This window comes from Candidatus Poribacteria bacterium (genome assembly GCA_016866785.1).
Classification (GTDB): Bacteria; Poribacteria; WGA-4E.
The window spans coordinates 1-9,256 of sequence record VGLH01000145.1 but is presented as its reverse complement, the minus strand read 5'-3'; the positions used below and the strand labels follow the sequence as shown (position 1 = coordinate 9,256).

The 9,256-nt window shown below is 63.1% G+C and carries 7 protein-coding genes and 2 pseudogenes; 2 read left to right on the top strand and 7 right to left on the bottom strand.

Annotation, left to right across the window (positions count from 1 at the left end; translation table 11 throughout):
- Window positions 1–271: 271 nt before the first annotated feature.
- The 7 genes from cas2 to FJZ36_16320 are packed head-to-tail and all read right to left on the bottom strand — an operon-like array spanning window position 272 to window position 7,602.
- Window positions 272–547, bottom strand: a complete 276-nt coding sequence (gene cas2 / locus FJZ36_16350) for a CRISPR-associated endonuclease Cas2 (protein ID MBM3216470.1) — start codon at window positions 545–547, stop codon at window positions 272–274.
- A gap of 9 nt (window positions 548–556) precedes the next feature.
- A complete protein-coding gene (gene cas1 / locus FJZ36_16345; protein ID MBM3216469.1) occupies window positions 557–1,546 on the bottom strand; it encodes a CRISPR-associated endonuclease Cas1 in 990 nt (329 codons plus the stop codon).
- Between the two features lie 27 nt (window positions 1,547–1,573).
- Complete coding sequence (locus FJZ36_16340; GenBank protein MBM3216468.1) at window positions 1,574–2,536, bottom strand: hypothetical protein; 963 nt, start codon at window positions 2,534–2,536, stop codon at window positions 1,574–1,576.
- A 12-nt stretch (window positions 2,537–2,548) separates the two neighbouring features.
- The gene (gene csm3 / locus FJZ36_16335) at window positions 2,549–3,199 is read right to left on the bottom strand and encodes a type III-A CRISPR-associated RAMP protein Csm3 (GenBank protein ID MBM3216467.1); all 651 of its coding nucleotides are present in this window, start codon (window positions 3,197–3,199) and stop codon (window positions 2,549–2,551) included.
- A 45-nt stretch (window positions 3,200–3,244) separates the two neighbouring features.
- Window positions 3,245–3,796 (bottom strand): type III-A CRISPR-associated protein Csm2, encoded by a 552-nt coding sequence (locus FJZ36_16330; GenBank protein ID MBM3216466.1) that lies wholly within the window; start codon window positions 3,794–3,796, stop codon window positions 3,245–3,247.
- The gene (gene cas10, locus FJZ36_16325; protein MBM3216465.1) at window positions 3,777–6,251 is read right to left on the bottom strand and encodes a type III-A CRISPR-associated protein Cas10/Csm1; all 2,475 of its coding nucleotides are present in this window, start codon (window positions 6,249–6,251) and stop codon (window positions 3,777–3,779) included. Before cas10 ends, FJZ36_16330 begins: the two co-directional genes overlap by 20 nt.
- Complete coding sequence (locus tag FJZ36_16320; GenBank protein MBM3216464.1) at window positions 6,241–7,602, bottom strand: CRISPR system precrRNA processing endoribonuclease RAMP protein Cas6; 1,362 nt, start codon at window positions 7,600–7,602, stop codon at window positions 6,241–6,243. Before FJZ36_16320 ends, cas10 begins: the two co-directional genes overlap by 11 nt.
- Before the next feature lie 459 nt (window positions 7,603–8,061).
- On the opposite strand from FJZ36_16320, the pseudogene FJZ36_16315 reads away from it, so the two are divergent.
- A pseudogene (locus FJZ36_16315) lies at window positions 8,062–8,181 on the top strand (IS630 family transposase).
- Window positions 8,182–8,316: 135 nt separating this feature from the next.
- Window positions 8,317–9,096: pseudogene (locus tag FJZ36_16310) on the top strand (IS630 family transposase).
- Window positions 9,097–9,256: the final 160 nt, after the last annotated feature.

Sequence of the window (9,256 nt, the reverse complement as noted above, 5' to 3'; positions counted from 1 at the left end):
TACCCAAACCCATCGCCAAGTAGGTTTCAATCCCCTACGAAGCGGGGCATGGATTCAGTCCGCAGCAAATGCCGGCTCAGTGATGGCGCGCCTTCCCACGCGCCCAAGTGATGGCCTCCCCTCCACCGCGCGTTCAAGCTCATTATCGCCTTCCTCTTCACTCCTGTCAAGACCACGCCGACGCCGACGGCGACTCAATCTGCGTCGATGGTGATAGCCTCTCTGGGATCCAGCTCGAACGCGAGCCTATCACCACGCCTGCGCGCCCGTCCTACACGACGAAAACCTCCTCGTCCTGCGTCACATCGCCCACGCCGTAGACCTGGATGCGCCCTTCGCACGCTTGGCAGAACCGGTAGATGCGGATCGAATCCTCGCTCTCATCGTAAGCCGCTAGGAGGCGGCCGCACATCGTCGCCAGCTCGCGCTCGGAGAGGATGCACTCAAAGACGCTTTTCTGCACGCGGACGCCGAAGTCCTCGCAGACGTTGGCGATGCGAGTCCGACGCCGGTTGTCCGGGACATCATACGAGACGACCAGGAACACGTGCCCTCTTCATAGCGCGCCGACGAAGGGTCGATAGGGTTCGTCGTGCATCAAGTGGCGGACGAGGCGATCTGTCTGCTCGCCAAACCGGAGGCGGAAGGTCGACGAAACGCCATCGGCGTCGGCGACATCCGACGCGATCCACTGGTCGTAGGCTCGGAGGAAGCGCTTGAGGGCATCGGGTCGGAGGCGCACGCCGTCGTCGTCGTGCGGCTGGAAGTCGTCCTCGCCGAACTGCCGGTTGTTGACCAGTCCCAGCACGAAGCGATCACCTGCCGGATGGCGGAACTCTTCGACCAAATCGAGCGCGAGGGACGGTCTGCCGTAGTGGACGACATGGTAGAACCCGATGTACGGGTCCAGCCCTCGCGCGGACACATGTCCGGCGAGCTCGTTCGACAGCAGCGTATAGGTGAACGATAGGAGCGAGTTCACCGGGTCGGTCGGAGGTCTCCGTGCGCGTCCCTCGAAGCGTAGCCCGCGGCACATCCTACCGAACGCTCTGAAATAGAGCCGCGTGGCGAACCCTTCGACGCCCATGAGTTGGGCGTGCGACGGCGCAGCGTCCAATCTGGGCAACAGTTCCTGAAGCTGCGGCTCCTCCGGGATCTGTGCATCCGGGTGGTTCCGCCGGAACCGAGCGATGACACGCATGGCGCTGCGCACCTTCGCGCGCACGATGGCTCGCGCTAGCGGCAGCGAGCGCGATGCGTCGCGCGACCACTCGAACTGCCGGATGCGCAACGGCACGTTCTTGGACGTCTGCGGCGCGAGCGTGCCTTTGAGCTGTCCGCGGACGGTGAGGAACGAGGTCGGCACCGAGCGATACAACAGCGCGCTGATCGCCGGGGTCGTCAGAGAGACATTGCCGAACACGAGTACGGCGTCGAGTTTGATCTCCGGCACGGTCAGGATGACGCGGTCTTCGTAGCGGACGTTGAAGCGGTGCGACTCGTGCTCGAGCCGCGCCCCCTGCTCGGAGATGTAGAGAACCGCCATGCCGTCACCCTGGGTCGAGCCGCCGCGTCAACTGGCAGTTGGCAACCTCGCCTCCATCGGAAACGCGAACCCATAGTGGACGACGTTGATCGGGTTCTCCCTGTCCGGGAAGTCGTCCCCGATGACCCACTCGATGAGCCTGCCGTAATGGCTGCGCGGCACGGCGGTTCTGAAGACGGCTCCCGCCTCGATCTGGATGATGGGCTTCTTGAAGGGCCTGCCCCGGTTGGCGAGTTCCTCTCCCAGCTTCCCATATTTGACGGCGAGCCGCCACGCGCCGTCGGTCGGGTCATCCTGCGCGGGCACGAAGCGTGAAAGAGTGACGAAGCCGTTGGGTTCCTGCACGGGCGCGAAGGCATCGCACGGCGCGAAGTCGATATCGTGGATCGCGCCGTATCCGATGGACCTCCGCCTTCCATAGCCGGACCTCCGAAGGTCGTCGAGGAAATCCGTCACCAGCGAGACGGCTTCGGGCAGGATCTTCCAGTAGATATCCACCACGGGAATCCAGTGCTCGGTGAACTGGAAGAGCTGCCCGCCCTCGGAGCCCGCAGTTCCGGTGCGCCGGTCGATCTGGTTCATGGTTCGCGAGTGCAGGATCATCGCGGGCTGGGTGAAGTGCCTCGGCTCCAGCGCGTCTCCGTTCCGCGCGGCGTTGAAGCCGTCGACGGTGAGCCAGAGCCTGTCTCTGTCCGCCTTGCGCCGCTTCGCCGCGTCGACGCGTTCCGGCTTTGGGCGGTTGTCGAGTTCGTCGCCAGTCGGCGGTGCGATGCTCATGGGCCTGGGCAGGCTTCCCGCCGGGAACCCATCGGAGAGCAGGAAGAGGGGTTCGTGCGCCACGTACCGCCCCAGCGCGGCGCAGAGCCCTTCCTCGCCTGCTCGTCGCACACGCCACCAACACCAGTGACCGAAGAGCGTGTCCGCCTGCCACTTGGTGCCGCTCGGGGAGCGTAGACGGATGCGCGACCTGTAGAGGGTCATCTCCGTCACGGTGACGCCTCCTCAGGTGTTCAGGTCGTGGCCGTCGAGCATGATCTTGACCTTGCCGTATCCGCGCGTCCCGCTGCTTCCGAGCGTATCGTTCTCGAGCAGTCTCAGCCCGGTGAAGAGGAAGCCGCGCAAGTCGTCCTCGTCGTCGTCCTCAAAGACGCGGATGGAGAACTCTAGACCAAAAACCGCTCCGGCGGGCACGCGTTCCTGGGAACGGAGCCCTCCGCGTCCTGCGATGCCGGTGCGCCGGTCGATCCAGTTCTCGCTCTTTACCTCGGCGTAGGTAAGCCCGTCCTCCAGAAGGCGCATGAGCTGGTTCCGCGAAGCCTCTGTCAGCGGAGCGTCCCGCACGATGAGCCGCGTGGGTCCGTGCCCATGGTCTGGGACGAAGTGAGGTCCGAAGGTTCGGCACACGCGACAACCGACGTTCTTGCAGCCATGAGGACGCCCCGATTCCGGAATCAAACCCTCGTTGCTCTCAAGCAGTGAACGGAGCTTGCCTTTGAGCGATGATCCGGGGATGAACGGTTCGCGCGTGAGCGGATGCCGAATGATGGGGTTGTCCATCCCGCCGATCTGGATGCTGTCCGTGTTGCCACCGATGCGCAACCCCGTGACGCACTCTATCGTGCCGGTGATGACTTCGTGTCGGAGCAGCTTCAGTGACATGGCGTCTCTCCTTGTCGTCTCGCCCACTTACGCGCGGGGCTAGCCTTGCTTGTTGAGGTAGTGGTAGTACGCGACGACTGCCTCAAAGTGCGGCAGAAACCCTTTGCGGAACGCCTCCTCGCTCTTGACGGCTTCGGGCACGTTCTTCTCGATGAACTGGCGGAGGTACTCCCGTGCTTGGCTCTCCGGGCCCACTCCTTTCGTCGCATGCTCGTGGGCGAGCGGCCTCATTCGGACGAGAAAGGGTACGACATCTTCGAACGGCATGTCGGAGTCGAGCCGCCGTTCCGCCAGCCGCGCAAGCTCGAAGAAACCCCTCAGCGGTGCGGCAGGAAGGGCCCGGAGTTTCCCCGCTTGCTCGCGCGCATCGTCCGTGAGCAGCGACAGATGGATGTTGCCCTTTTCGTCCAGGTAGCCGGTGGATAGGTACGGCACCCTGGGCTTGAGCTCCCCGGACTTGATCTTCCGGTAGCAGTCAGCGCAGTAGCCGCTTGTCGTGCCTTTCTGGAGAGTGTTGTCGCAGTCCGGGTTCCTGCATCTGCTGGCATCGCGGTCGCCATCGTGGCTGACGTCAGAACGCTTCTGGTACATCTCGATCCTCCCTTCTTCCGTAGAGCGCCCACTGAGCGATCAGGGGCATGTAGTCCATCGTCTTGCGAGCGTCGAGGAAACGGTCATCTTCCCCGGAGTCGTCTCCTACCGGGAACGCGACGAGATCCGCGAGCCAGTCGCGGATGTCTCGCACGGACGCGTCTCTGAGGTTTCGAGCGCACTGGTATGCCAACATTGGCTGCCAGCGCAGGTCGTGGGCGTTGCGGCGCTCGCGCCACCGTTGCCACATCCTCCCGAACTCGAGGAGCTGGTACAGGAAGCTTGTGGGAAGCCGCGGCCTGCCATTGGCATCGACGCTCTCCAGCAGTTCTGCCGCGCTCTCGACGAGGGAGAGATCATCCCAGGGCAGGACGGTTCCCAGGGCGCACAAGCGGTTCTTGGACCCTTCCTTGGCGCTGCTCAACGCGTCGTCTGCCGCACCGACAGCCTGTGGCAGCGGGAGATGCGAGTGTATCACCGAGATGCCTGCGGAGAGCGTCAGCTCCGGGTTCTGGCACATGCGGTTGAAGGTATCGCGAATCGTCCCGATGAGGCGAAGGGCGTCGTCGCGCCGGACGACCAACAGCAGGTCGTCTCCTCCCGAGTAGACCGTGTAGGCGGCGTCGGGGTACTGCGTCTGGATCAGCCACTCGACCCAGCCGGCGAAGAACGTGTCGAGCTGGCGCGACATCGCCGCCAGCCGCGAGGGGGAGTCCAAGCCCTCGCCCGCGTCGCGCTTGAGACCCTCCTGGAAGATCAGGCCTAAGTTGTCGACGTCCGCCTTGATGACGGCAAGCCTGCCGCCTTGACCGGCGATTTCCTCGAAGTCCTTGACCGTGCGTCCGTCTGACGGGACATGCCTGGCGAGGTACCGGAATCCCGCTCGCGACGTAAGGCATTCGCTCAGGTCGGCGTTGTTGAGACGGACTACCCAGTCGGCTTGCGGTGGCTGGCTCCCTCGCGGGACTGCCCGTAGTCGCCACAGTCCTAGTATCGTGTCATGTCGCTTCTCTGACGATGGCAGCGTCTCGAACGCGATGTAGTCCGCGTCGACGAGTTCCTCGCCTCGCTGTCGGTCGGTCTCGCAGGCGTCGCAGAGGACGAGCTCAGTCGAGTCTTCTTCAGCGGCGTAACGAGCAGGGAACCGTCCGCACGAGCGACAGGCGGACTCCTCCGCGCCGTACGGATCGCGGATGAATGGCTGTTCACGCCAGCCAGCCCGATCCACAAGTGCACCCCGCAGCCTGCGTGCTTTGACAGCGCGCAGTTCGTTGGCGGCACGCCTGAGAGCCGCGCTGTACCCAAATCGCCCATCGCGTGATACCCCCAGCTCGTTGTCGCAGACTCGACTGCAGGCGAGGTTGAGGCTGAGCGCTCCGTGGTAGTTCTTGAGGAACCACGCATCGCACTCTTCGCGAATCCGGTCAACGGTCGCTGTCGCATCGTCTGTGTTCGGCGCGAGGATATAGAACTTCCCACCCGAAGACACCAGTAAGTTCACGCCGGACAGGTTCAGTTCATCCAGCAACCACTGCGAAGCAGCGTCCACTAGCATCTGCAGCCAGAACGACCGAGCGCGCAGCCGCTTTGCCACGCCGCCAACTCCTGCCGGGCTCGCGATGCCGTAGAGATAGCCCTGGATACCTGACAGATCGCCGGCCACGAGCTGACAACGCGCGCGGTCGTCTGCCCGACCCATGTCACGCGGGTTGAGCGTGGCAGTTGCCACGTGGTAGCGGTACAGACAGGCGGCAATGGCGGCGGTGACGCGCATATGGTCGAACAGCGATACGTCGGGCACAGGCAGCTGAGTATCTGCCGGCAGACAGTGCGCAAAGCGACCTAGCAGTGCCAGAAGGTGCGTCAGAACGGTGCGGAAGTCTCCCCATGGCAGCGTATCGACGATCGTCTCGAAGGTTCTACCAAAGAGCAGGACGTGTTCGTTGACATCGCCCTGCTCAGTACATCTGCCTGGCAACGGCAGAACCGGCGGCTCCACCATCGTTCCGTTGGCGTTCGTTTCTCCGAGGCACGAAACCGGCACATGCATCTCGAGATCCGCAGGGACGTCGGTATCGGTGAACCGAACGCGGCGAAGAAGCGGAGCCACCGCCGTCGTGCGCCATGACCATCGCTCGCCCGTACGCTGTTCTCGATCGGTGGACGCAATGTGATCTGCCTGCTGCACCAGTTCCACCAGCAGGCGGCGTGCTGAGTCGGTCACGTCTGACGGGCTGTGGTGGTGCTGAACCATGTCTGCGAGGAGGTCGACGTCCGCGCAACGGGCGAAGTACTCCTGGTATTCAGACACGAAGCGCGCGCCAACTCGCTGGTGTGTCCCGGAAGTTGCGGCGGCGATGCTGGCGTCTCGGGCGCGGTGGATGTACTTCCCCACATCGTGCAGGAGGGCTCCAAGCACCACGGTCTGGTACTGCCGTTGCGTATCACCGTCCATCGGTCATCTCCCAGTCAGTAGTGTCTGCACATGCCTCCAATGCGATCCTCCCGAAGCCCATAACGGTGTGCTTTCCGATGTGTACCTGTTCAGCGTACGCGAGCACTGGCAGCAGGCATGTCAGGTCCCCTTCAACGAGCATCGATCCCAGAACACCGCCGACTCGCACGTTCTGTCTCTGTCGCGTCGAGAACCTCTCCCGCTCCGACCATCGGAAGCGTGTACCGAGCGTCCTCACGCCTTCCGCCAGCTGGACGTAGTCATGCGGACGGAAGGAGGATGCGCCGTCGCCGTAGAGGTAGAGCAGGCTGTCCAGTCGTCGAAGAGCCCGACGAACTACGTCCTGGAACGTGATCCCTTCTGTCTGGACACGGCCACCTGCCGTGAGTCGAGTCGGCGTCACGAAGTGCACCAGCCAGCGTCCCGTTGCGATGGCTTGGAGTCCACGCGCACGTGCCATAGCCACGTGTGCGTCGAACGTAAACGGGGGCTGGCAGGTCTTCCCATCTTCCCGGTTGAACAAGAGAGCTCGAGAACCGTCAGATGGCATAGCATCTACGTGACTGAGCCGGAAGGGTACGCGTCGTGGCCCAAGCCCGCAGGTCTCCAGCTCAATGAACGTGCGCAGGAACTCGGCGAAGTAACGACGAGCGGGCCCGACGAGCAGAACATCGAACTGCCGCACGTTGTTTCTCTGACGACTATCCGCGCGCAGTGAGAAGACGAATGGTCGGGGTGGAGTAGACATGCCGCGGGTACCGTCCGACGGCTGCAGGAGGACTGGGTCGAACAAGACGCCGTAGGCGCAACGATCCCGGTAGCTGCATCCCTCGCATGTTCTCACACCGGTGGTGCACGCGTGCCGCCGCAGAATCGTTCCGAATGCGCCTCGAAGCATCACTCCAGCAAAGGCTGACCACACGAGCGGTTCGTGCGGCGCAAGAAAGAAGGTGCACCGTGCCAGTGGAAGGTCCCAAGATGGTGCGTACATCGCCCCTGCGCCTCCTGGACAGAACTCTCGCTTCGGACTCGAAAACGTGTCAGATGGACGTGTTCCACCGCAAAAGGCTATCGCAGAACCCGCATGAACGCTACAATGTCCGGTTGAACGGCACTTCCGATAACGTGCAAAGCGAAAGCCCTGCTGGAGATACACACCAGAGAGGAGCCACATACAGCACGTGAGGGTGTGCCTCGCTGGCCATCTGATGACAAAACGTGCGGCAACACTGCGGATAGGTCGGCGTCCATGAAACCAATAGCCCATGTCGGTGGCAATGGCGACCAACCGCAACGGAGGTGCTGGCTCCACGCAATGCGGCAGTCCGCGTTGTCTAGGGCAGCCCATCAACGCCTACACGCCTGTACCCGGAGGGCGGGTGGTGCCGGTGCATGTCGGCGATGCAGTGCTCGGTTCGGGTCAAAGCCGTTTCCGCGGCGCGTTGTGGCGAACGCGTCGCATTCAGGGGACTCTCGTCAGCTCGCGCGAGCCAACATCCCGCATGTGGCTGCCGAGGAGCACCGGCACATGTCCGCGATCCTGGACATCGCGGCCTATCCCGCGAGCGCACTACTGTCCACTGTTCACGCGCGACACTCCTCAGGCAGGCGGCAACGGGAACGATATCCAGCTAGTACTCGGTTGCGCAAGAGTGTAACCTTTTTGCGTGGGTGAGCGATGGATACCTCAGGACGACGAGAGAGGAGTCATCGGATGGCACGACCGAAAGGTTACGTGGTTGCCCTTGAAGAGACGTATCGTGATCGCCGTCGTAGCATCGTGGCACGGCGCAACAGCCCGCAAGGGGAGGTGCTTCGGTCTCGCATCGTGTTGGCGTGCGAGGCGCATCCCGACTGGACCGACCGTCAGGTCGCCGGCCGCGTCGGGTGTGCGTGGCAGACGGTGAAGAAATGGCGTCGGCGGTGGCACGAGACGCACAGCGTGGGGGAGGGGTCCCGGCCGGGAAGACCCAGAAGTTTCCCCCCTGAGACACGAGCGCAAGCCACGGCGTTGGCGTGTTCTCTTGCGGAAACGGTGGGGCGGCCCTTCCGACGCTGGGACTGCGTGGAGATTGTGGAGCGGTTGGTGCGTGATACGGTCATCGACTCGATCCACCGCACAACCGTGTGGCGTTGGCTCAAAGCCGAGCGTCTGAAACCATGGCGGCACCATCTGTGGCAGCATCCAACCGCCCCGGATTTCCTTCAACGTGCCAAGCCGGTTCTCGAGTTGTATGCTCATGCACGAGCCTTGCTTGCCCAGGGTGTCTGGGTCGTCTGCTCGGATGAGAAGACCTCGATGCAGGCGTTGGAGCGAGTTCATCCGCTGCGACCCGCCGCGCCAGGGCAACCGATGCATGTCGCGGCTCATTCCATACGGCGAGGCATCAGCCATCTCTTCGGCGCACTCAGCGTTGCCGACGGACGCGTCTAGGGCACCTGTCGGCGACGCAAGCGCTTCGAGGACTTTCAAGCCTTCGTCCACAGCACCCTCGTTCCCGAAGCGCTGCGCCGTGGAGTTTCCAGAATCTGTTGGATACTCGACAACGGATCCACGCATGCTCCGGCACGACTGGAGACCTGGCTATCCCAACAGCGACGCCAACACGCGTGGCCATTCTCCATCCGCGTCTTCTGGCTGCCCAAGTACGCGTCGTGGCTCGACCAGATCGAAGTCTGGTTCAGCGTCCTCCAGCGGAAGGTCTTGACGCCGATCCACCACAACAGCCCCGAAATCCTCGAACAGCGTATCCTCCAGTTCATCGAACACCACAACGAGACGGCACAACCGATGCGTTGGACCTACACCGTCGAGCAACTCACCAAGCGTTTGGCTACGCTCTAACGCAACCGAGTACTAGTCTGATGGCGTCTTGCCTCTGCTGCGTCGAGCCCGCCTTCCTCGCCACGCGTCGCTGTCAAGCCATTTGAGGAACTTGAACTGCCACGTGAAGTAGTACATCCCCACGCCTCGTCCCTGGGGCTTCGGCGTTATCCTGAAGACC

What these genes read in the sequence shown, in the direction of transcription:
- cas1 (MBM3216469.1), bottom strand. Translation starts at nt 1,546, where the DNA reads ATGGCGGTTCTCTACATCTCCGAGCAGGGGGCGCGGCTCGAGCACGAG.
- FJZ36_16330 (MBM3216466.1), bottom strand. Translation starts at nt 3,796, where the DNA reads ATGTACCAGAAGCGTTCTGACGTCAGCCACGATGGCGACCGCGATGCC.
- cas10 (MBM3216465.1), bottom strand. Translation starts at nt 6,251, where the DNA reads ATGGACGGTGATACGCAACGGCAGTACCAGACCGTGGTGCTTGGAGCC.